The organism is Actinomyces sp. oral taxon 849 str. F0330, from assembly GCF_000239715.1.
GTDB classification, from domain to species: Bacteria; Actinomycetota; Actinomycetes; order Actinomycetales; family Actinomycetaceae; genus Actinomyces; species Actinomyces johnsonii.
Map to the genome: position 1 here is coordinate 318,815 of NZ_JH470350.1, position 20,362 is coordinate 339,176.

General features: G+C 64.2%; 15 protein-coding genes, 1 tRNA gene, 1 other RNA gene and 2 pseudogenes. 8 read left to right on the forward strand and 11 right to left on the reverse strand.

Going from position 1 to position 20,362, the window contains the following annotated elements; genetic code table 11:
* Positions 1-611 (reverse strand): annotated as a pseudogene (locus tag HMPREF0975_RS16080) (bifunctional [glutamine synthetase] adenylyltransferase/[glutamine synthetase]-adenylyl-L-tyrosine phosphorylase); the annotation flags it as partial.
* An 18-nt stretch (positions 612-629) separates the two neighbouring features.
* Positions 630-1,961 carry a glutamine synthetase family protein gene (locus HMPREF0975_RS05255; RefSeq protein ID WP_009233105.1) on the reverse strand — a complete coding sequence of 444 codons (1,332 nt, stop codon included), beginning with the start codon at positions 1,959-1,961 and terminating at the stop codon, positions 630-632.
* A 188-nt stretch (positions 1,962-2,149) separates the two neighbouring features.
* On the opposite strand from HMPREF0975_RS05255, the gene panB reads away from it, so the two are divergent.
* The 3 genes from panB to HMPREF0975_RS05270 all read left to right on the forward strand — a co-directional run bounded on the left by panB (position 2,150) and on the right by HMPREF0975_RS05270 (position 5,511).
* The gene (panB, locus tag HMPREF0975_RS05260; protein ID WP_009233106.1) at positions 2,150-2,992 is read left to right on the forward strand and encodes a 3-methyl-2-oxobutanoate hydroxymethyltransferase; all 843 of its coding nucleotides are present in this window, start codon (positions 2,150-2,152) and stop codon (positions 2,990-2,992) included.
* 284 nt (positions 2,993-3,276) lie between these two features.
* Positions 3,277-4,182 (forward strand): type I methionyl aminopeptidase, encoded by a 906-nt coding sequence (map, locus tag HMPREF0975_RS05265; protein WP_049939506.1) that lies wholly within the window; start codon positions 3,277-3,279, stop codon positions 4,180-4,182.
* A 435-nt stretch (positions 4,183-4,617) separates the two neighbouring features.
* Positions 4,618-5,511 (forward strand): hypothetical protein, encoded by an 894-nt coding sequence (locus HMPREF0975_RS05270; protein WP_021609770.1) that lies wholly within the window; start codon positions 4,618-4,620, stop codon positions 5,509-5,511.
* Between the two features lie 109 nt (positions 5,512-5,620).
* Here HMPREF0975_RS05270 and rnpB read toward each other — a convergent pair.
* An RNA gene (gene rnpB, locus HMPREF0975_RS05770) (RNase P RNA component class A) lies at positions 5,621-6,009 on the reverse strand.
* A 94-nt stretch (positions 6,010-6,103) separates the two neighbouring features.
* Between rnpB and HMPREF0975_RS05275 the strand changes: the two genes are divergently transcribed.
* The gene (locus HMPREF0975_RS05275; protein ID WP_009233109.1) at positions 6,104-6,913 is read left to right on the forward strand and encodes a YaaA family protein; all 810 of its coding nucleotides are present in this window, start codon (positions 6,104-6,106) and stop codon (positions 6,911-6,913) included.
* Between the two features lie 69 nt (positions 6,914-6,982).
* Here the strand turns inward: HMPREF0975_RS05275 and HMPREF0975_RS05280 are convergent, their stop codons facing one another.
* Complete coding sequence (locus HMPREF0975_RS05280) at positions 6,983-7,717, reverse strand: zinc ribbon domain-containing protein (RefSeq protein WP_009233110.1); 735 nt, start codon at positions 7,715-7,717, stop codon at positions 6,983-6,985.
* Between the two features lie 57 nt (positions 7,718-7,774).
* On the reverse strand, positions 7,775-8,665 hold the full coding sequence (locus tag HMPREF0975_RS05285; protein WP_009233111.1) for a Nif3-like dinuclear metal center hexameric protein: 891 nt from the start codon (positions 8,663-8,665) through the stop codon (positions 7,775-7,777).
* A gap of 196 nt (positions 8,666-8,861) precedes the next feature.
* Between HMPREF0975_RS05285 and HMPREF0975_RS05290 the strand changes: the two genes are divergently transcribed.
* Positions 8,862-8,956: transfer RNA gene (locus tag HMPREF0975_RS05290), tRNA-Ile, on the forward strand.
* 160 nt (positions 8,957-9,116) lie between these two features.
* Complete coding sequence (locus HMPREF0975_RS15490; RefSeq protein ID WP_049939454.1) at positions 9,117-9,521, forward strand: hypothetical protein; 405 nt, start codon at positions 9,117-9,119, stop codon at positions 9,519-9,521.
* A gap of 450 nt (positions 9,522-9,971) precedes the next feature.
* Here the strand turns inward: HMPREF0975_RS15490 and HMPREF0975_RS14710 are convergent.
* Positions 9,972-11,057 (reverse strand): annotated as a pseudogene (locus HMPREF0975_RS14710) (recombinase family protein); the annotation flags it as partial.
* Positions 11,058-11,254: 197 nt separating this feature from the next.
* On the opposite strand from HMPREF0975_RS14710, the gene HMPREF0975_RS14715 reads away from it, so the two are divergent.
* Both HMPREF0975_RS14715 and HMPREF0975_RS15495 read left to right on the forward strand, forming a co-directional pair.
* The gene (locus HMPREF0975_RS14715) at positions 11,255-13,192 is read left to right on the forward strand and encodes an SIR2 family protein (RefSeq protein ID WP_009233112.1); all 1,938 of its coding nucleotides are present in this window, start codon (positions 11,255-11,257) and stop codon (positions 13,190-13,192) included.
* A gap of 15 nt (positions 13,193-13,207) precedes the next feature.
* A complete protein-coding gene (locus HMPREF0975_RS15495; RefSeq protein ID WP_009233113.1) occupies positions 13,208-13,873 on the forward strand; it encodes a hypothetical protein in 666 nt (221 codons plus the stop codon).
* Here the strand turns inward: HMPREF0975_RS15495 and HMPREF0975_RS05310 are convergent.
* From HMPREF0975_RS05310 to HMPREF0975_RS05330, 5 genes are all read right to left on the reverse strand, one after another.
* Positions 13,859-14,383 (reverse strand): recombinase family protein, encoded by a 525-nt coding sequence (locus HMPREF0975_RS05310; RefSeq protein WP_009233114.1) that lies wholly within the window; start codon positions 14,381-14,383, stop codon positions 13,859-13,861. The two genes, HMPREF0975_RS15495 and HMPREF0975_RS05310, sit on opposite strands and share 15 nt — an antisense overlap.
* A 260-nt stretch (positions 14,384-14,643) precedes the next feature.
* Positions 14,644-15,588, reverse strand: coding sequence for a replication-relaxation family protein (locus HMPREF0975_RS05315; RefSeq protein WP_049939508.1), 945 nt, complete (start codon positions 15,586-15,588; stop codon positions 14,644-14,646).
* Positions 15,589-16,074: 486 nt separating this feature from the next.
* Positions 16,075-18,315 (reverse strand): type IV secretory system conjugative DNA transfer family protein, encoded by a 2,241-nt coding sequence (locus tag HMPREF0975_RS05320; RefSeq protein WP_269528417.1) that lies wholly within the window; start codon positions 18,313-18,315, stop codon positions 16,075-16,077.
* Between the two features lie 438 nt (positions 18,316-18,753).
* Positions 18,754-18,954, reverse strand: a complete 201-nt coding sequence (locus tag HMPREF0975_RS05325) for a hypothetical protein (protein ID WP_049939463.1) — start codon at positions 18,952-18,954, stop codon at positions 18,754-18,756.
* A 45-nt stretch (positions 18,955-18,999) separates the two neighbouring features.
* Positions 19,000-19,719 (reverse strand): MT-A70 family methyltransferase, encoded by a 720-nt coding sequence (locus tag HMPREF0975_RS05330; RefSeq protein WP_009233118.1) that lies wholly within the window; start codon positions 19,717-19,719, stop codon positions 19,000-19,002.
* Positions 19,720-20,362 lie beyond the last annotated feature (643 nt).

Here is a 20,362-nt window from a genome sequence, read left to right on the forward strand (position 1 = left end):
GGCTCGCCGGGAGCGGCCCAGGCCCTGGTCGGGGCGAGCGCGGTCACCCGGTCGGGGTGTGCCACCAGGAAGTCGCCCAGGGCCTGGGAGACGCCGAGGACGGCGAGGAGACGACGCCGGAACTCGAGCAGCTCGGCAGAGTCATCACCCCCCGCGCTCGGGGCGGTGTCCTTGTCGGCTGCGGTGAGCAGCCCGTGCAGGAGGGCGGCCGGCGTCCGCGTGCACCCGGGCTCGGCACCCAGCTCGCAGGCTCTGAGGCGGGTCTCCGCGGCGGCCGAGGCCTCGGCGAGGCGGACGAGGTTGAGAAGAGCCAGATCGGGGTCCGCGGTGAGCGCCAGGGCCTCGATGAGATCCTCGCGACCCGGTCCGAGCTCCATGTCTCCGGGGCGGCCCCCCGGACGCCGGACGGAGTCCGCTGAAGGGCGAATGCGGCCCCTGCCGGGGCGGTCGGCGTCGGCTGTCGGAAGGAGGGCGACCAACGCGGGGTCGTCCAGGAGCGCCCCGGCACGGGTGGCGCTCTGGAAGCCGGCCCGCAGGAGCAGTGTCCTGGGCGAGGAGCTGTGCCGTGAGGGCGCGCCCACCGGTGGCCGCTGCCCGGTCTGGTCTCTCACGGCTGCCTCCTGCTCCGCTCAGGCACGAGGGAAGAACTGACTGAGCTCGAAGTCGGTGACCTGGGCGTCATAAGCCCGGTATTCGCGGCGCTTGTTGCGCAGGAAGAACTCGAAGGTGTCCTCGCCGAAGGTGTCGGCTACCAGGTCGGACTGCTCCATTGCCGCTACCGCGCTCTTGAGCGAGGTGGGCAGAGCGTGGATTCCCAGCGCCTTGCGCTCCATCTCGGACAGGGCCCACACGTCGTCCTCGGCTTCGGGGGGAAGCTCATAGCCCTCCTCGATGCCCTTGAGCCCGGCCGCCAGGATGACCGCATAGGCCAGGTAGGGGTTGGCCGAGGAGTCGATGCCGCGGTACTCCACGCGCGCGGACTGGGCCTTGCCGGGCTTGTGCATGGGCACGCGCACCAGGGCGGAGCGGTTGTTGTGTCCCCAGCACACGTAGCTGGGGGCCTCGTCCCCGCCCCACAGGCGCTTGTAGGAGTTGACGTGCTGGTTGGTGACGGCCGTGATCTCCGAGGCGTGGTGCAGCAGTCCGGCGATGAAGGAGCGTCCGGTAGCGGAGAGCTGGTACTGGCCGGAAGGGTCGAAGAAGGCGTTGCGGTCGCCCTCGAACAGGGAGAAGTGCGTGTGCATGCCCGAACCGAACTCGTCGGGGAAGGGCTTGGGCATGAAGGTGGCCAGGCAGCCCTCCTCCAGGGCGACCTCCTCGACGACGGCGCGGAAGGTCATGATGTTGTCCGCCATGGACAGGGCGTCGGCGAAGCGCAGGTCGATCTCGTTCTGGCCGGGGCCGCCCTCATGATGGGAGAACTGCACCGATATCCCCATCTGCTCGAGCATGAGGATGGCGTGGCGGCGGAAATCATGGGCGGTGCCGCCGGGCACGTGGTCGAAGTAGCCGGCGTCGTCGGTGGGGCGGATGCGCCCGTCGGCGTCGCGGTTGACCAGGTAGAACTCGATCTCCGGGTGGATGTAGCAGGTGAAGCCGGCCTCGGCGACGCGGGCGAGCTGGCGCTCGAGCACGGAGCGGGGGTCGGTGCGGGCGGGCTCACCGTCGGGAGTCAGGACGTCGCAGAACATGCGGGCCACCCCGTTGGCTCCGTCTCGCCACGGGAGCATCTGGAAGGTGGAGGGATCGGGGGCGAGAAGCATGTCGGACTCGAAGACGCGGGTCAGGCCCTCGATCGCCGACCCGTCGAAGCCGATACCCTCCTCGAAGGCGCTCTCGACCTCGGCCGGCGCGATCGCCACCGACTTGAGCTGTCCGGACACGTCGGTGAACCACAGGCGGATGAAGCTGATGTCGCGTTCCTCGATGGCTCGGAGCACGTACTCCTGCTGCTTGTCCATGGTGCCTCCTCAGCGTGGGTTGGAGCCGCGGATCGACGGCGCTGCCGGCCGTCATCCGCCTGAGACGTTCTTGCCGCCACCAGCCTAGTGCGCGGGTGCGTCAGGCAGGTTTCGAAGATCACCTCTGGTGAAGGGCTCGCACCGGTCCGCCTCTCGGCCTCGGGCTGCCCTCGGGTAGCCTCGGGCCCATGGCTACACCCGAGTCCCCTTACGGATCCTCCGTCGCCGTCGGAGGTGGCAAGCCCGTGCGCGTTCATCACCTCGCCGCCGCCAAGCGTGACGGTGTCAGGCTCGTCATGCTCACGGCCTACGACGCCGTGACCGCCCGGATTCTGGACGCGGCCGGAACCGACATGCTGCTGGTGGGCGACTCGATCGGCAACGTCATGCTCGGACACGAATCGACGCTGCCGGTGGAGCTGGACGAGATGGTCGTGGCCACGCGCTCGGTGGCGCGGGCGACCAAGCGCGCACTCGTGGTGGCCGACCTTCCCTTCGGCACCTACGAGGCCGGCCCCGAGCAGGCGCTGGCCAGTGCGGTGCGGCTCATGAAGGCGGGGGCCAACGCCGTCAAACTTGAGGGCGGCAGGCCCCGGGCGGCAAGTGTGCGCGCGCTGACTCAGGCGGGCATCCCGGTGGTGGGGCACCTGGGATTCACTCCGCAGAGCGTCAATATGCTCGGGGGCTTCCGGGTCCAGGGGCGCGGCGAGGCCGCAGAGGAGCTGCTGGCCGACGCGCAGGCTCTGGCCGAAGCGGGGGCGATCGCCCTCGTTCTGGAGATGGTGCCCGAGCCGCTGGCCGCGCGCGTCACCGAGTCGCTCGCGATCCCCACGATCGGTATCGGCGCGGGCGCGCGCTGCGACGGCCAGGTCCTCGTATGGACGGATATGGCCGGGATGACGGAGTGGTCACCGCGCTTCGCCCACCAGTTCGGCCAGGTCGGCCAGGCGCTGCATCAGGCGGCCGCCGACTACGGCGCTGCGGTGCGCGAGGCGTCCTTCCCGGCTGAGAAGCACTGGTTCTCCTCCTGACCGACTCGTGCCCGGACGCCTGCAGCGAGCCAGTCGCGGTCCGTTTCTCGGCACCTGGGGCTCAGTGCCGGGCATCCAACGCGAGCTTCGCTCCGAACCCGATGAGCAGACCGCCGGTGACGCGGTCGATCCGGCGCGTCAGACTGGCTCATGGCCTCCCGCCCCCGATAGCACGAGGATGAGAGGCGAAAGTGACAATACCCATAGCGCGATGGTGGAGGTCCTAGAGGCTCTGGTCGAAAGGGGAGTCCCGCGAAGTGGACGCCTGCTCCTATGCTGACCTCATGAGTCATCCAGCTTCCTCGGCGTCCTCGGCCTCTTTGGCCGACCGTGCGCCACGCGGCACGCTCACCCCAGGGACGCTCGGTCCGCAGCGGCATGTTCCGGCCTCCATCGAAAGGCCCGAATACATGTTCCACGATGGCCCCGAGCGCGTCACGGCCTCCGAGGTCAAGGACGCCGAGACGATCGAGCGGATCCGGGTGGCGGGCCGACTGGCCGCCCGCGCCCTGGCCGAGGCCGCCAAGGCGATCGCCCCGGGAGTGACGACCGACGAGCTCGACCGGATCGCGCACGAGTACCTGTGCGATCACGGCGCCTACCCCTCCTGCCTGGGCTATATGGGATTCCCCAAGTCGATCTGCACCTCGATCAACGAGGTCATCTGCCACGGCATCCCCGACTCGACCCGTCTCCACGAGGGCGACCTCATCAACCTCGATGTCACCGCCTATATCGGAGGAGTCCACGGCGACACGAACGCGACCTACGCCGTCGGCGAGGTCGATCCGCAGACCGCGCTGCTCATCGAGCGGACCCGTACCGCGATGGAACGGGGCATCAAGGCCGTCAAACCGGGACGCGAGGTCAACGTCATCGGGCGGGTCATCGAGGCCTACGCCAAGCGCTTCGACTACGGGGTGGTGCGCGACTACACCGGGCACGGCGTCGGCGAGGCATTCCACTCCGGCCTCATCATTCCCCACTACGACGCCGCCCCTCTGCACGACGACGTCATCGAGACGGGCATGGTGTTCACCATCGAGCCGATGCTCACACTCGGCGGCATCGAGTGGGAGCAGTGGGACGACGGCTGGACGGTGGTCACCAAGGACCGCTCCCATACCGCGCAGTTCGAGCATACGTTGGTGGTCACCGAGGACGGCGCTGAGGTCCTCACCCTCCCCTGACCCTGCTCGAGGCGCCGGGGAGAACTCCCCGTTCGCTTTCATCAGCGCCCGTTGACGTTGCCTGACGACGATGTGACGACGTATCGTCCGTGGACAGTGGACGTGTCGGTCCCGTTTCAGGCGCCGCGCATCGAGTTCCGCCCATTTCCCCTTCCGGAGGTTCACATGGCTTTGCGCTTCAATCCACCACCGAACTGGCCCGCACCGCCAGAGGGCTTCGAGCCGCCTGCAGGCTGGCAGCCCGACCCCGCCTGGGGCCCGGCACCTGAAGGCTGGCAGATCTGGGTGGACGACTCTGCCACTTCCAGCGGCTCAGCTGCCTCGGCTGCAGGCGCGGCCACAGAGGCCGACCCGGCGTGGGCACCGACCCAGGCGGTTTCGACCGCCCCGACGGCTCCGGTTGGCACCAACGCTTCGGTCGCCGATCCGACCGGAATGTCCGCCTCTGCCCCTTCGGGCGACTACGCCGCCCAGGCGGCCGGCACCAGCCCATACGCGGCCAACATGGACTACGCCCAGTCCCCCACGCCGTTCCAGAGCCAGGGTGTTCTGGGCGGCTCACAGCCTCCGGTGGGCGGTTGGCAGCCCGGTGGCATCGGCGGGCCGGGCGCTCCCGGCGGCTCCAAGCCGGTCACCCAGCAGTGGTGGTTCTGGACCGGCGCCGCGGTGCTCGTGGTCGTGCTGGCCGTGAGCGGCATCGTGTGGGCCATGAGCGGCTCCGACAACGGAGGCGACGACAAGGCGGGGGGCACATCGACCTCCCAGTCGAAGAGCGGCAAGTCCGGCAACTCAGGGAGTAAGAAGGGCAACAAAACGACTAAGACGTCGGGCGGCTCCGACGGCTCCTCTTCAGGAAAGGGCCCCGGAACCAAGGACGACCCCATCGACCCGTCCTCCGGGCCAATCGAGGTCAAGGCCGGCAAGACGAGCACCGACCCCAGTGCCACCGTTGAGATCACCTTCAAGCCCGTCGAGTGGAACCTCACGGCGGACACGATGAAGAACGGCGACAAGTATGCCTCCTACGAGGAGCCTCCTGCCGGCCAGTCGTATATGCGAGTCCCCGTTGACATCACCTACCACGGCGATGGCCAGCTGAGTAGCTTCGACCTTAATATCGACTACTCCTACAACGGGACGACTTCCGAAGAGAAGAGCTACATCCTTGACAAGGGGGCACTGGAGAATCAGTCCATGCCGCGAGACGGCGGAACGGCCTCGGGATATCTTGTCTTCATCGCAGACTCCTCCACTCAGAACGACGGCAATGGCGTCTTCGTCGTCTCACTGGGATACGGCGGCGATGAGGTGTATGTGAAGGCTCAGTGAGCAGCCGCAGATCGCCAGATCACATCATCAGGGGCGGGGGCCGTAAGCACTGCTTACGGCCCCCGCCCCAGTTGTGTTCCCAGACCATTCGGCCCGATTGAAGAGAAAAGGGACGAGCCGACCTGTACGCCGGGTTCTGTTGCCGCCGGCCGTTACCGGCCTGACGGTGGCGACCATTCATCTTGGACCATTGTCACCAATGGCCTCATGCGACCTACCCGCTGACTCGGGCGAGCAGCCTTCAAGCGCCAGCTGTGCGGTCTTGCTCCGGGCGGGGTTTACCGAGCCGCGGCGGTCACCCGTCGCGCTGGTGGGCTCTTACCCCACCCTTTCACCCTTACCCGCCGGAATCGGCGGGCGGTCTGCTCTCTGTGGCACTGTCCCGCGGGTCACCCCGGGTGGCCGTTAGCCACCGCCCTGCTCTGTGGAGCCCGGACGTTCCTCAGCCCCTGACCGCCATTACGGCGACTAAGGTACCGCGGCCGCCCGGTCGGCTCGTCCGCAGGAATCAGCATAGCGGCATAGTGCCCTATCGAGGCTCGAGTACGTCGCGAGGCCTTGATCCGCTGGCGACTACATCACGGCCTATCATGTGCGGGTGCTGATCCTGCTGCCTCCGTCCGAGGGAAAGACCGCTCCGGCCAGTGGTCCGTCACTGGAACTCGGCTCGCTCCTGGATGCCGAGCGGCTGACCCCGCCGCGCCGCGAGGTGATGTCGGCGCTGGCCGAGGTGAGCCGGCGCCCAGATGGCCCCTCTGTTCTGGGTCTGGGACCTCGCAGCGCGGAGCTGGCGGAAGCGAACCTGTCGCTGGAGGCCTCGCCGTGCGCTCCCGCCTATCAGCTATTCACCGGGGTGCTCTACGAGGCCGCCGGGCTCGACTCGATCGCCAGGAATACGGCCGGGCGTAGAGCCCTGGAGCGCCACTGCGTCATCTTCTCGGGCCTGTGGGGAGTCCTGTCCCCCGCCGATTCGGTGCCGAACCACCGTCTGTCCATGGGAACATCCCTTCCGGGGCCGGGGCGACTGTCATCCTTCTGGAAGCGGCACCTTGCGCCGTCGCTCATCGGCATGGCTGCGCACGGGCTGGTGGTCGACTGCCGCTCGGCCGACTATGCGGCCGCTTGGAGACCGTCTGTCCGTGACAGTATCGAGGTCATGACGGTGTGCGTGGTGCGAGTCGACGATGACGGCTGCCGCAAGGTCGTCTCCCATATGGCCAAGCAGGCTCGGGGACTGCTCACCGGAGAGCTTCTCAGAGCCGTGTACGCCCGGTCCTTGCCCGCGCAAGCGCAAGCCGACGACGTCGCGGGCGTCGCTAGCCAACTGGACGGCGTTCATGATGTCGAGGTGTCTGAGCCGGACCGACAGGGCCGGCGGGTCCTTACCATCGTGACCCGCTGATGGTGATGGAACCGATCGCTCGGCACCAACTCAGCGTGCCTGAGGGCCCTGTCCGGGGACATGTCGGGGTCAGATATCCATTCGTACGATGATGACGTCGTTCTCCTCGGCGTGGATGACCTGGTCCTGCGGGGCAGCAACGATGCGCGCCAGTTCCTGAGGGCTGATCTCGACGGCGCCGCCCTCAACGGTGCGTCCCCGCAGGGCTACCGCGCCGAGGCCGCCAGTGGAGGCGCGGACCGCCTCGTAGTCGCTTAGGAGCGCCGTCTCAACGGTTCCTGCCAGGTCTGCCCGCTGCTTCTCCAGGGAGTCGATCTCCTGGTCGAGTCGAGCGAATTCGGCATCGCGCTTGGCGGTGAGTTCACGCCCAGCGACGCGGATATCGGATTCCTCCTGCTTGAGACGCTCCGACTCCTCGCGGGCGGAATCCAGCGCCTCCATCGCCGCGATCTGAGCCTCCTCCAGAGCCGACTGGCGCTGCCCGAGCTGGTCGATCTCTCCCTGGATGGCCGACAGGTCGCGGGCCGCGCTGTTGCCGGAGTGGAGGCGCTCGCGCAGCACCTCGGCGCGGCGGACCACCTGGCCAACCTCGTCCTCGCTGCGGGTGACCCGCGTCTTGGCCTCGCTGAGAGCGGCATCGGCCTGGATGGCCGCGCGCTTGTTCGTCTTGAGACGCTCGATAACCGATTCGATGCGGCCGAGGACTGGAAGGTGCTTGCGCTCGTGACGCAGCCGCGCCAGGCGGGAGTCGATGTCCTGGAGGTCGATGAGAAGGCGCTGCTGGGCGATCGGGGCGCTTGTCACGGCTGAGGCTCCTTCGGGAGGGGACAGGTCGGTGTGACGAATCCTTTCACGATCCTCTCACGCCCGATCAGTTCCGGTGGACAAGCGCAGCGCCCAAGGATCCGTGACAATGCGGGAGACCCGGGCGGTCAGTGATGATCCCTGAGAACGGGCGCCCTCCTCGAGCCGGCGGGCAAGGTGCTCCAGACCCACCCACTCGGTGGCCCAGTGCGTCCCGCACAACAGGTAGGGGCGGCCTCCCTCCAGGTGCTCGGAAGTGGGATGGTGTCGCAGATCGGCGGTGATGAAGACATCGGCCCCAGCCTCCCTGGCGCGTTGCAGGAGCGAGTCGCCTGCCCCTCCGGATACGGCGATGCGCTCGACGACGGCGTCGAGATCTCCGCCCACGAGGAGGCCGGGAGCCGAGTCGGGAAGGACTGCGGCGACGTCGGCAGCGAGCCGGCGCAGTGCGACGGGTTGCGGAAGCACGCCGATTCGGCCGATGCCCTGGTCCGGGAAGGCGGGGTCGGGCTCGAGGGGGACGGTGGAGGTCAGGCCCACGCGATCGGCGAGGGCCTCGGCCACTCCCCCGTGGGCGGCGTCGAGGCTGGTATGGGCGTTGAGGAGGGCGATGCCTGCGCGAATGAGCCTGTGGACCGAACGGCCCTTGGGATCGGTGGCCGCAACGTGCTCGGTTCCGCGCAGGTAGAGCGGGTGGTGGGTGATGACCATGTCGACGCCGGAGTCGATGGCCTCGTCGACGACGGCCGTCACGGGGTCGACGGCCAGGAGGATGCTGCGCACCGGATCGGAGGGATCGCCGCAGATGAGTCCGTTGGAGTCCCACGAGGCGGCCAGAACGGGGGGTGCGACAGCCTCCACGAGGCCGACGATGTCTCCAACGCTCAGGGAGCCGTCCGGATTGCGCCGTGCGGCGTTAGAAGATGTGGGTGCAGGCGTGTGGCTCATGCAACCAGGCTAGCGGCTAGGCCGAGAATTACCTGTGACCCGCTGACATCGACGCGGCCCGGAGCGGCCACCTGGTGAAACACAGCCGAGAAAACGACCGGAGCGGTCCTCATCTGGGGTAGCCTACTTCCGCGCAGTCGGGACCTTCGGTGCTGGCAGCGCCGGCCCTCCTCGACGCCATCGGCGTCACGGCCGCGCCCCCATAGCTCAGCGGTTAGAGCAGCGAGCTTATACCTCGTGTCGTGCCTGATAAGCACAAGGTCCTGGGTTCGAATCCCAGTGGGGGTACCAACAAGCTCTTACCCGAACCCACCCCAGTCAAAACAGGCTGGGATGCGGTTCTAGATGATGGACAACGCTCACCCACCAGGGTGGGCGTTGTTCGTGTTGTGGAGCTCGTGGGCTCATCGTCAGCGGTGGGCGTTGTGGTCGGCTTGTCAGGCTGAGCCGCGTGCTGCAGATGGTGCGCGTGAGCAGCGGCGTGCAGGCTGGGGCTGGCCAGCTGGTCGAAGGGTGGAGTGAGCAGGGCGCTGAGGCGAGTGCCGGAACCCGTGTCGGCAAGGTGGATGGGACGAGAAGTCACGGCTGGCGTGTCAGCATCGGCAGCCCCTCCCCCGCTGGCATCGCTCGTTCCTCCTTCTTCTTCTCCGGCGCTGTGCTGCTCATCGCGTGCACTCGTATTGCGCCTGCCTGCTTGGTCATGGTCAGGGTCGGCTATGAGTGCAGCGCTGTCCTCACCGACTGTCTCCTTACCTGCTGCATCCTTATCTACTGGTCCGCCAGCATTGGCAGCATCGCTCGTTCCTTCGCCTGGCAGGATGACTCGTCCCTCCTCATCGACGAGTGGGTTCACTAGGACCCGCTCGAAGAAGACTTGGTTGAGCAGCTTCTTTAGGTGGGCGGGTGCTGCCGTGTAGAGGCGGTGGCAGTCTTCGAGGAGGTCAAGGGCTTGGGTGAGGCGTTGGCGGATTTCGGCGGCGTCGGCTTGGTAGGCGGCTAGTTGGCGCTCGATCTGGCTGAGCTCGCTCGTGAGCTTGGCTTGTTCCTCCTTGAGTAGGTCAAGGGGGATGGCTCCTTCGTAGTGGGCGTGGAGGAGACGGCGTCGCTTGTCCTCGATGTTGGTGCGCCGCGTCGTCAGGGAGCGCACTGCCTTGGCCTTGTCCCCTTCGATCTGAGCCAGCTCGTCGTGGAGGTAGTGCTCGATCTGCGTTCTGTCCTCCGCGCTGAGCTCGATGGCCCGGTAGAGGTCTACCATGCGGTCTTCGACGACGTCGATGAGGACGGCGGTGAAGGCGCAGTCGTGGAGGCGGCAGCGGCGGGCGCAGACGAAGTAGGGGTAGATGGTGCCCTTGCTGTTCTTGGCGTTCTGGACGGACAGGCGGGCACCGCACTGGCCGCAGACGACCGTGCTCTTGAGGAAGTGGTTGTGGATGCGCTGGCGCTCCCCATAGCGGCGTGAGGCCAGGATGGTCTGGACGGTCTGCCAGGTCTGGCTATCTACCAGCGGCTCGTGCGCCCCGGCGTACTCCACCCCTTGGAAGGAGATGACGCCCTTGTAGTAGGGGTGGCGCAGGATCTCGTGCAGGCGCGTTGCCGTGATGGGCTTGGCAGGGCGTCGTGGCGTGGGTGGGATAGAGAGTCCGAGAGTGTTGAGATGGTCGGCCAGCTGCCGCACCGTCCAGTTACCCGTCGCATACTCCGCAAACGCCAGCCGGATGAGCGGTGCCCGCTCCTCATCCAGGGCGATGGTGCGGACTTCTCGGCCGTTCTCGTCTCTGGCGCGGACGTTCATGTAGCCGAGCGGCGCCTTACCCAGCGTCCCACCGTTTCTGGCTTTCTCGCCCATCCCCTTAATGACCTCATTAGCCAAGTTCCGGCTGTAGAACTCAGCGATGGAGCTCATGATGCCATGCAGCAGCATGCCACCTGGCGTCTGGTCGATGTTCTCCGACGTCGATACCAGCCGCACACCCGCCTCCTCAAACGCCCGGTTGATCTCCACATCATCGGCCCTATTGCGGGCGAGCCGGTCGAGCTTATGGACGATGACATAGTCGATGCCACCATCTTCCTTAAGGTAGGCCAGCATCTTCTGCAGCTCGGGGCGGTTGGCAGACCTGGCCGACTCGCCGCGGTCGGCGAACTCCTTAACGACCAAGGCGCCCATGGACTGAGCCTTGCGCTTGTTGGCCTCCCGCTGAGCCGGCAGGGAGAAGCCCTCCTCCGACCCACCACGCTGGGCCTGCTCACGAGTGGAGACGCGGATGTATGAGACAGCCCGCTTGGGAGTGAGCTGGGCGGCCATAGCTGCAAACGGATCCGCTCCCGTACCCATCGCACCCACTCCCGTGCTGCCTCCCATCGCACTGGCTTGCATCGTTCCTGCTTCCATACACTCAATCCTCCTTTCACTTACCCATTTGTCCAGACATACCAGCCACGATGACCAGCATCTCTTTCCATTGACGCTCAGAATGCACGAGAAGTCAAGCGGTAAACCACTCTCACACCAACCTAACTATCACATCGCCCCATAACTAATGGTAGAATCTACCTTGAAATACCTCGGCCTAACGAAGGAAAGATCTTATGGTTGATCCACTTCAAGCCGTCGATGATCTGCTTTCCAGAATACAACCAAATAGGCTTCTGATCATTGTGGGTGCTGGAATCTCATTTGATTATCCTGCCTGCGCCCCTTCACCTAAGGGGATAATCTCTGGAGCACTTCGCTCACTAACCAGTTCCGCCGATATTTCTGCAGCACTTTCCGACGATCCGCTTACACGGAATCTCGTGATTGAGCCTCTCCCCCAGATGTTACCTGAGTCGTTCTACTCTTCAATTGAAGCGACATTGGACTATCCGTTACATCATCACGTCTGGAAGCCACTTGCTACGACAGGCTTGGACGACGGGATTTTTAACGAAAATCACGAAACTATCGTACTGCTCGCTCAAGCGAAACATGCAACCATCATCACCCCCAACTACGACTCACACTTAGAAGCGGTTTGTGAAGCGTGGCGTATTCCATACGAGGTCGTTCACAACGACGAACTCTATAAACTGAGCCAACCACAGACTTCCACACATGTCCGCATCATCAAAATACACGGGGACGCAAAGCGGATACCGACAATCGTCAGCAGAGAGGCAGACTTACTTCGTCTTTTCGACGCATTAACACCATTAAACGGAGTGTTCACCGACGCATTTATTGCTGGCTATAGCGGTAGAGACCTAGATCTATTCCCTTGGCTTGTATCGAGTTCATCGGTAAGTAGAGCCCTGTGGGTAGAACCATATCTTCATGCCGAACATCGCGGACTTCGACTTTCCCCGCAAATAGACTGCTCGATGGTAAAACTTCCACTCTCACAAATCCGCAGTCGCCTCGAATCTGCGGGAGTCATCGAAAGTAACAGCTCTCGCGTCCCAGAGAAAACGGTGTACCCCCGCATAGAGTCGCAGTGCGAAAGGATTGCCGAATCACTGGTGTCGAAGGTGATCAGCAAGCTTCCTCATGAAGCACGCTACTTGGCCCTGGCTAACGCACTTAGCTCGATCGGCTACCACAAATCATCTTACAAGCTACTAAAAATAGCGCGACGGACGAGCAAAGACCGTGTTTTGAATGACCGGATTGAAATGCTTGCAGTGCTGAATCTTGCGTCGATTGATCGTTTTGCTTCGGCATACAAACTGGCCGCTTACCTCACAATAAACGGGAGTAGGCATTTTAGATATCAAGCCAAAGTAATGAGAGAATTCTGCTTACAGCAGTACTATCTACAAAGGATACAGTTTAACAAACCATCGGCGCAACGACAGGCAATCTACGGCAATATTAACTCTCTTCATAGATTACCCATTTGTGTTTTGCGTCAATTTATCTTCCTTATAGCGCTAACCCCTTACGGTATAAATGCTGTTATCCAAGCAGCAAAAGCCGCCGTCAATTCACGATCTCAGTTCTATGATGATGCGTGTGCATACTTAGAGCATCTGATCAGGTCGTATGCCTACTTACAGTATGTGACGCCTTCCACGGTCAACGTTGGGATACTGAAACGGCTAGACAACTGGTGTCATAGAGTAGGATATCTTATTGGAGCAATCCATACGGAAAAGTATGCCAGCCGGCATGACCGGGTTGATATAGTTGCCACTGGTGGAGTTTTTGGACGACTGAACGTTCTTGAAGATGCTTTATCGTATGCCATCATAAAACGAGATGAAGCGACGTATCAACTTTCTCATGCGACCACGCTCGAGCAAAAGCAGAAAACCAAGAACGATGCCATTTCCCAGGGACTTTGTTTAGCACGAGACTCTGGATCGGCAGCCATAGAATACGCTCTCTATCGGCTTAAATTCGCCTACAAAGTCGACGACCCTGGCGACTTACAAGCGATGGACGTTGCTGCAGGAGCTGTTGAAGTATACGACACACGCAAAGATGGTCTCACTCCGTATTACAAGCCGCTTGAATTGGTCGAACGTTTGTTAAATGGGCGTCATTAATGTTATATTTATACCATGGAGCATGCTCCAAAATTTGGCATAGCAACACTATGGGAGACAAAACGACAAAACGATCTATTTTGGCGTTCCGTACTTGCTTATGGCAACTACGAAGATAAGATTGCGTTGGCCACTGCTGATTCATTAAGCGAAAGTGAGCAAGAACAGATATCCTCACTGCTTAGACACATTGAATCAGTCATTCCTCAAAACTACCTGTACGATTCCGCGAGGCAGGAGCATTATCCGTTCTACGAGCTATCTTATCGCGAGATAGACCGGCAATCATACAACTCAATTCTGATGCACTATCCTGGCACAAATATCGACGACCCTGAATATATTGTCGTTGCGACAGATCTAAAGCAAGTAAAGATTCCTTTTCTAGAGAATATCGTGCAGTATTACGTCCCCCAGGCGGGAACGCTCTATACGATCAATGACTTCAAGCCAGGAAAGAACGAAGCTTTGGCCTACGAGTTTGATGAATGCTGTGGATATGGCACAACCATTACGCTGTATCATGACGATGAGCGCAAAGCCACCTTTTTCTCACAACTGGATTGCACATTGCCCAGAGTAGTTGACCACTACTTATATCGAGGGACACCAGGCATCGGAGCATTGCCACCGGAGGATTTCGCTGAGCATCATAATGATATGCCGTTAATCTACAGATGAATGAGGTGTAGTGGTGTGCGGTGCGCACTCCCGCTCCCGCATCGCCTCAAGTTGGCGCATCCACGCCCCTTCTTCGTCGTTCCACCAGGCAGGCGGCTCACCGTCGCCGGGGTGCCAGGTGTTGAGGCAGACCAGGTGGGTGCCAGCTTGGGCGAGTTGCTCGGTTACCGCGTCTGCTTCGGTGGTGGTGAGGTTGGGGGTGGGCCAGCCCGCCGTGATGACGTACTCCACCCCACCGCGCTGGCAGGCATCGAGCAGCATCCTCAGGCCGTCCTGGTGCTTGTGTCGGTCGTGGAACTCGGTGACCAGGTTGAGGCCCATCGTGTCGGCGTAGTCCTCCACCAGCTCTCGTTGCCGGTCTAGCTCGAAGGGGTAGCGGGCCGCGCCGTAGAAGATGGCGATCGGCTCGGTACCCGTCTGGCCGTCCAGCGCGCTGGTTGGTACCGCCTCCAGCACCGCCGCCGGCTCATGTGGCTCATCTGGCGTATTCGTTGTGGTTTGTGTTGTCATCTCGTGTCCTCCTCTCGTATTCCTTACTCTCTATCCGTTGTTTTGTGTTTCTCCTCTTTCTATTGACGCTCAGATGGACGGAAAAGTCCAGTCTGGTTTTATGTTCCCCCGAGAAACGACTCCACCGCACCCACACGAGCGGCCGTTCCGTGCTATTGCGCCATTTTCTGCCGATGCTGCATCATTTTTCTGCGGTGATGTTCTCTTTGCGAAGAAAAGCGCACTGAGAACGCCAGGGCGGGTGGAGTGTTTTTAGCGTGTCATGGGCCGCGCTGGATCAGGGCGGCGAGCTGCTCGGGGGCGGCGGTTATCTTGAACAGCTCCGGGGTCAGCGTCTGGTCGGCGGCGATCTGCTCGGCCAGGCGGCCTGCCCGGGTGGGGTTGGTCAGCAGCCAGACCACCTGCGGGTAGTAGCCGTGCTGGGCATGGAAGGTGCCGCTGGCCAGGTGGGCCTGGTAGTCGTGGCACTTGGCCAGCAGCCGTGCCGGATGCTCGGTGTCCAGGTCGACCTCGAGGAGCCAGTGATCCTCTGCGCCCGCATCCGTTGCCGTGATTGCTTCCAGATCCGGCTTGAGCCAGCCCAGCGCCCCACCGAGCCGCAGCCAGGAGCGCCAGCAGGCCGGCTCGGTACGCAGCCGGGCCAGGCGTCCACCGACGGCGTGAATGGCCTGCTCGATGACCACCCGCGCCTGCGTGATCGCCAGCGTATGGGCGAGGAACAGCGCAGACGGCTCCTGAAAGCGCCGCCGCGTTCCACGCCCTTCGTCCGTCAGGCGCTGCCCCGCTGTTGTCAGGTACCAGACGTATCCTGCTGAGCCGGCCCGTGTGCCACCGATCCGCCGCGCCAGATGAGCAACCAGCCTCAGTCCGTGCTGGCGTCGCAGTCGCCGACTGGTCTGGCGCAGCGCCGAACGGGCCGAACCGTACTGCCTCGACAGCTCGGTGATCTGCGCCAGCTGGCGGGTTGTGGCATAGCGATGAGCCGCCAGCAGCGCCAGCAGCTCGCGATCGGTGGCATCAAGCTGCTCGGCGATCGCCTGCAGCTGGGCGCGGCCAATCCGGGCCGGAACCTGGCGCTGAGACTTCGCTGCCTCTGTCTTCGCTGCTGCCTTCATCGTCGTTGGTGTCGTTGTGGACGTCGGCACTGCCAGACCGGTGCCTGTCCCGACGCTCGCGTATTCCAATGTCGATATCGCTGTGTTCATGGCTGTTTCCTCCTTTGTGATCGTCATGTGGTTGATCGAGTCGCTGCTGCGAGCCAGGGGCTGTGCTGCAGGGTCGGGGGTGTTGTCAGTGGTGGATGGGATGGCCATAAGGGGCCATCAGTCGCCTCCCGTAATCGCGCCTGTGCCGCACCACTGCGCCGATAGCCCCTGCCTGCTTGCTGCAGCGATGCGTCTGGCGATTCGTCCCCCGACGCGTCTCAGCGCTCCAGTGGTGGAGACAAGCGCAGAGGCTAGATAGGGGCGATACTTCGCAGCGAACTTCGTAGCCCCAGTGGTGTCTGAGAAGCGCTGCCCGGGCCGCCCTCCCTCCTCCGGAACGCTGTAAGGGTCGGCATTCACTGAATACCGACCTCTTGGGCTGGGCTGAAAACCGCTCATGACGATCGGTTTTCACACTCCTGCGGATTGAGGAACGGCCCGTAAGCGCTGCCGACGCGCCGCGGATACGCTCAATCCCTCCGCCCGTCATGCTGTTCCTCCGTTCCGCCTATCTGGCCGGCGGCCGAACACCACACCAGCCGTCGAATTAGGTACGCCGTTCACTGGCCCGCCGTCTCCGCCCGTCGCTTCTCCCCCGAGCTCACCCGTCGCGTCGTCCGTTGCCATCCGAGCCACGTCATCACCGGTCATCTCGCCGTTCTGCCCGAGCCGCGCTAGCAGGGCGGCCTCGATCTGCGCGGTGTCCTGGCCGTAGCGCGCCTGGCTGGCGGCGCGCAGTGCCAGGGCATCCTGGGTTGGTGGGGTCGGCGGCAGGGTGGTGGCTTGGCACCAGGGGTTCTCCCGCCCGTGGTGCATGGTGCGCGCGTAGACGCCAAAGCGCGGCAGCAGCTGGAAGTCGGCCGCCTCCAGGTCAATTGCCTGACGGGTCAGCTCGGCTGCGTCCGCTGCGCTCAGGGAGAAGATGATCTTGTTGCGCGCATTGGCATCGATCCCGGCTTTGAGCGCCGGGGGCAGCTGCCCGCGGTACTGGTGCGCCAGGTGAAAGGCTGCGCCCAGTGACCGGGCCTGGGCCAGGGCGTCGGCTAGGCTGCCCGGCAGCGACAGGTAGTCCTGCACCTCGTCAATGAAGACACTGACCACGTGCCGCCGTGATGGCTCCACCGCTGCTCGGGCCAGGATGAGTGGCCAGAGCTGGCCTACCAGCAGTGACCCGAGCAGCCGAGCCGACTCCGCCCCTAGCACCCCCTTGTTGAGACTGACCAGCACGATGCGCCGCCGCGTGAACACCTCCCCCAGGTCGAACGACGGTGCTGCCTGCCCCAGCGTGGCTCGTAGGTGCGGGCGGATGAGGAAAGGCTGCAGCCGCGTCAGCACCGGCCCGACCCACTGCTGACGCTGCGCCTCACTGAGTGCTTCATAGGCCGCCCAGAACTGGCCCGTCCCCAGTGGATCCGCCCCCGAGGCCGCAATGAGCCGCTGACGGTAAGCCGTGTTCGTCAGCAAGAGGGGTAAATCGACCAGCGTCGCTCCCGGCGTGCGCGCGAGCGTCACCAGCGCCGCAGAGAGCACCTGCTCCACCCGCACACCCCAGGATTCAGCAAACACCCCCTTCAACGTCGCCAGCACCGTATCCGCCACCAGCTCCGGCAACGCACCACTGCGCGTCGTCTGCGCCCGGGCCAGCGGGTTGATCCCCACCGGGCGGCTACTGGTCGGGTCGATCACCACCACGTCACTCCGTCGCTGCTCGGGGATCCGCGCCAGAATGTCTGCTACCAGATCCGTCTTCGGATCAATTAGCAGCACACCCCGACCAGCATGAATGTCCGCCAACGCCAGATGCGCCAAGGCAGTGGACTTACCAGCCCCCGTCGGCCCCAGCAGCACCGTGTGATACAGCGCATCACCAATCGAGATACCAAGCCGATCACCCGCCTGATCCGCCACCCCCATCGCAAACGCCCGCTGCGTCTCACGCGCCGCTGGCAGCGCCAGCACCCGCGGATGAGCCGACGGCGTCGCCGGCAACGCCCCCTCACCCACCGGCCAGCCCACCATCGCCACAATCTCTCCGGCACCAAGCTCCAGACCCGCCCGCCACGGCCGCCGCACCCCGTCAAGCCTGGTCGGGTGCTCCGTACGAGCCCGCAGCCGCACCCCCGGCCCCTCCAGCAGGCGCAGCGCCCCCAGCAGCCCCTGCAGCAGCACCCGCTGGCGCAGCGGCGAGGCCGCCCGCACCCCCAGACGCAGACACACTGCCGCTCGATGCCGTCCCAGCTGCGCCCGCATCCGCCGACCCCGCTCACCACTAAGAGATGGGATCGGAACGAGGCCGAGCAGCTCCAGCCAGCCCTGCGGCTCCACCCGCCCCAGAGCCTGCGGCGAGAAGCGTCGCCCCAGCTGCAGCTGAACCACCAACTCCTCCCCCTCAGCCGTCACCGCCAGTGCAGCCAGGACAGCCCGCACCACCGCCACCAGCCGCTCCGTCGCCAGTCCCGCCCCGACTGGTCGGGCCGTCACCACCACCGCTTGGCTCACCGCCCGTCGCGAGAAGCCACGAGACACCCGGCAGCCCGGCACCAACTCACGCACCACCCTCGCCAACCGCTCACCCGCACTCGAGCCCACCGCCCACGTCGCCTGACCACCGCTGGCGCGCAGCTCCAGCGCCACCCGACCAAGCGAGCTATCTGCCAGGATGCGCTCCACCAGACCAACCGCCGCGTCCTGGGCGAGCGGCAAAGCAAAGCGCAGCTGGTGCCACACCAAGGGATGAGTAGGGCGGGCCATCACGAGGTGCCTCCCGGCGCGGAGGTCGGAGCAGCGGCCTCGCGAGGTGAACGGTGAGCACTGGTATGACGACAGGACGGCAACCGCTCCGCAGCGCAGCGCCCAACCGAGGCAACACGCTCACGCCTCGCGCAGGCCCCTGCACCTGAGGACACCACCTCGTCAACCGCCGCCGACTCCACAGCCTCATCCGTCGCCATCTGCCGCGCCAAGGCCAGCACAATCCGCGCCACCGCCCGGTGATCCATGCCGCTTTGCCGCACCGGCACCAGCCGCACCCGCCGCGACGAACCAGGCCGACCACCTGCATGCGGGGCCATCATGGCTGCCTCCTTGGGGTATGAGGCCGCCGACCAGTCCGTCGCCGGCCATCGCCGGCAGGCTGAGCGCAGTGGTGGCTAGCGCTCGGCTCCCTCACCACTCCCGCCGGCTCTGCCACCAGCGCGCTGCCAGCCAGGCGGCGGCGCTCACGGCGAGCAGCCCGACGAGCCAGGGCCAGCTGCTTTGCACGATGACGACGATCCACCTCAGCCCCATCGCGATCAGGAGCAGACCGACGCCGCATCGCAGCAGGCTGCCGGGCAAAGAACGCCTCGAATCGCTCATCATCACCATCTCCTCGAAGACTGCAAATTGGGTACTTGTCTCGCCACGGCCGACTCATCGCAGGACCTCCTCACCGTTACCGCCAGCGCTGTCATCTCTGTCGTCACCACGGGATGCACCAGCCACCGCCGTCTGCATCGGCTCCGTTCGCTCCGCTGTCTTGGTCGGTGTCTCAGCCTCTGCCTCCTGCGCCCGCTCGCTGTACCGCGGCACAGCAAAGCCGGGGATACGGATGTCGGAGTCCACTTGGTCTCCCCACACCGCCCAGGGCTGGTTCGACTCTGGCCGCCTGCGGGCAAACAGCTCCAGGTACGGCCCAGGGCTGACCCGCTCGATAATGGCGAACTGCTCAGCTGGCTTGCGCGAGTGCTCTTGTACCGGCGCGTTGAACCAGGTCGGCTGAGAGCGCGACCCGAGTGGGGCTCTCCCTCGGGTGCAGAACAGCAGCTGCTCAGTGGCGTTGCGCAGCTGGTAACGACCACCCAGACCCAGGCGGAACTTCACCCAGGTCAGCGGGCTGCGCACCGTAAAGCCCCAGGCCTCAGCCACCTCATACGCCCTCGGCAGCAAGGCGTTCGTCGTCCACAGCCACAGGTGAGCATCACGGGCCGCCAAAGCTCCCACCGGCAAAGCCTTGATCCGCGCCAGACTCATCGTCCGGTAGTGCTTCTCACCGCCCTGAAGTGGCCAGGGCGGATCGACCAGAATGGTGGCGAAACCACCAGGCGGCAGGCCGGGGATGGTGGGCGATGAGCCAGTGCCCCCGGTCGGCACGCCGGCTTTCCTTACGCTACCGGCGGCTTTGCCTGCACTGTCTTGGCTGAGCACCACAGCGCTGGTGGCAGCTCCAGGGCTCACCGCGGCGCTAGGTCGTGCAACGCCAGCACCTGGTCTCACTGCTGCACCTGCCTGCCTGGCCGCCGCACCGTGCCGAGAGGCCGCTCCCCCAGCGCACGCTCGTCTTGTCTGTTTCGTCTGCTGCATGATGTCCCTCCTTTTGTTCATACGTGCTATTTGCTCCGGGCTATCCCACTGCTAGCTATTTCGCGCATCGGCAGCAAGTTGCCCTTATCCCATACATTCCACGAACACTCGCGTGTTGCAAGGCCTCTGGATTCACTATTGCCAAGCGACGCGACACGAGACGTTCTCGAGCCGTTTCTGTGGTGCCACCCCAGGAAACAAAATGGACACACCCGCCACTTAGTGGCAACGAAAGTCGGTGCTGTAGTTTTTGCAACAAGCGAGCGAAAATAACGCAGCATGTGGGTGAGGAATGGGGCCGATTGCTCACGGCAGCCGCACGTTCCTGACCCCGCCAGCGCGACCAGCCAGCCAAGGCGACCTGTGGACGTCTTGTCTTGCCGCGCACTCAGTCCGACGGGTGGGTAGTGCAGGCCGCCAGAGCCCGCTCAAT

Excerpts from the sequence above, each read along its gene's own strand:
- HMPREF0975_RS05255 (WP_009233105.1), bottom strand. The coding sequence starts at position 1,961 with ATGGACAAGCAGCAGGAGTACGTGCTCCGAGCCATCGAGGAACGCGAC.
- panB (WP_009233106.1), top strand. The coding sequence starts at position 2,150 with ATGGCTACACCCGAGTCCCCTTACGGATCCTCCGTCGCCGTCGGAGGT.
- map (WP_049939506.1), top strand. The coding sequence starts at position 3,277 with ATGAGTCATCCAGCTTCCTCGGCGTCCTCGGCCTCTTTGGCCGACCGT.
- HMPREF0975_RS05270 (WP_021609770.1), top strand. The coding sequence starts at position 4,618 with ATGTCCGCCTCTGCCCCTTCGGGCGACTACGCCGCCCAGGCGGCCGGC.
- HMPREF0975_RS05285 (WP_009233111.1), bottom strand. The coding sequence starts at position 8,665 with ATGAGCCACACGCCTGCACCCACATCTTCTAACGCCGCACGGCGCAAT.
- HMPREF0975_RS14715 (WP_009233112.1), top strand. The coding sequence starts at position 11,255 with ATGGTTGATCCACTTCAAGCCGTCGATGATCTGCTTTCCAGAATACAA.
- HMPREF0975_RS15495 (WP_009233113.1), top strand. The coding sequence starts at position 13,208 with ATGGAGCATGCTCCAAAATTTGGCATAGCAACACTATGGGAGACAAAA.
- HMPREF0975_RS05310 (WP_009233114.1), bottom strand. The coding sequence starts at position 14,383 with ATGACAACACAAACCACAACGAATACGCCAGATGAGCCACATGAGCCG.
- HMPREF0975_RS05315 (WP_049939508.1), bottom strand. The coding sequence starts at position 15,588 with ATGAACACAGCGATATCGACATTGGAATACGCGAGCGTCGGGACAGGC.
- HMPREF0975_RS05325 (WP_049939463.1), bottom strand. The coding sequence starts at position 18,954 with ATGGTGATGATGAGCGATTCGAGGCGTTCTTTGCCCGGCAGCCTGCTG.